Raw genomic sequence first — 1,416 nt, 5'->3', positions numbered from 1 at the left:
GTGGCCAGGCGCTCGAACAACACGAGCATTCGCTCGTCGTGGGTGGCCAGCGCGTGATGAGCGGGATGCTCGGGTGTCAGGAAAACGGCTGCGCTGTTCACCAGAAGGCAGCCATGGTAGCTCGGGTCGGGCAGGTTGGCGGCCAGCAGGTCGAACGGTGCCACCAGTTGAGCCAGCGGGTCACCACCGCGTCGTTCCAGTTCGGCGTCCAACTCGGTGAACCATTCGTCGCTTGCCGCGGTGAGCACGGTGCCGATGAGGGCGTCCTTGGACTTGAAGTGCGCGTACACGGTGGGCTTGGCGACGTTGGCCCGCTCAGTGACGGCATCGATCGAGACACTGTAGCCGTGGGCGTAGAACAGCTCGCGTGCGGCTTCCAGCAGTCGATCACGTGCAGCGGGACGAGGCATACCAAATTCTAACCGGTAAGTTCAGTCTGGTAGGGTATTCCTACTAATCTAACTGGTTAGTAAGTCTGAGAGAGGACATGGATGCGTGCCCTGATCTACGATCCCGACGCCGCACAGGGCGTACGGTTCGACGAGATCGACGAACCCCGACCGCAGGCGTCGCAGGTGTTGATCAAGGTTGTGACGGCTTCGCTCAACTTCGGCGAGCTTGCCTTCGCTGCCCGGCAACTGCGCCCCGGCCAGGTCTTCGGCAAGGATGCCGCCGGTGTTGTGGTGAAGGCCGCCGCCGATGGCTCCGGACCGCCTGAGGGCGCACGCGTCTCCTCGTTCGCAGGGACAGGCGGGTGGGCCGAGCTGCGCGCCGTCGATACCGCAGACCTGGCCGTTGTGCCCAAGGGCGTCGACCTCGGTGCGGCCGGCGCCCTGCCCGCGGCCGGCGCGACAGCTCTGCAAGCGGTCCGCCGGCTGGGTTCCGTACTCGGACGCCGCGTGCTGGTGACCGGAGCGTCAGGAGGTGTGGGACGGCTCGCCGTACAACTGGCCGCGCGCGCAGGCGCGCACGTCATCGCATCGGTGGGGCGGCCGGAACGCGCCGTCGGACTGAGCGAACTGGGCGCCGCGGAGATCCTTGTCGGTACGGCGAAAGCCACCGATCCTGTGTTCGGCGTGCTCGACAACGTGGGTGGCCGACTGCTGAGCGAGGCGTTCGGGCAACTCCAGGACGGCGGCCTCGCCTTGTCCATCGGATGGGCATCTCGCGAGCCGACCGTCATCGACTTCGAGGAAGAACGGCTGACCGGCATCCCCAAGCGGTTGGAACCCTTCATGGTGTCCGGCCCCTTCGGCCCGGATATCGCCTACCTGATCCACCTGCTGGAGAACGCCGAACTCGATCCACAAGTCGGCTGGCGCGGCCCCTGGACCCAGGTCGACGAGGCGATAGAGGCACTCCTGGCGCGCCGCGTTCCCGGCAAGGCCGTACTCGACCTCGCTTCCGACGAACCGG

General features: G+C 66.5%; 2 protein-coding genes. One reads left to right on the top strand and one right to left on the bottom strand.

Annotated features, from left to right (window positions below):
* The coding region (locus tag AB0C28_RS56195; RefSeq protein ID WP_358085792.1) for a helix-turn-helix domain-containing protein at positions 1-410 on the bottom strand (410 nt) is incomplete at its 3' end.
* A gap of 81 nt (positions 411-491) precedes the next feature.
* Here AB0C28_RS56195 and AB0C28_RS56190 point away from each other — a divergent pair.
* Positions 492-1,416 (top strand): zinc-binding dehydrogenase (locus tag AB0C28_RS56190; RefSeq protein ID WP_358085788.1); only part of this gene is annotated, 925 nt, incomplete at its 3' end.

It is taken from the genome of Nonomuraea sp. NPDC048892, from assembly GCF_040649735.1.
GTDB lineage: Bacteria > Actinomycetota > Actinomycetes > Streptosporangiales > Streptosporangiaceae > Nonomuraea > Nonomuraea maheshkhaliensis.
The sequence above is the reverse complement of the archived record's forward strand: the minus strand, read 5'-3'. Positions and strand labels throughout refer to the sequence as shown.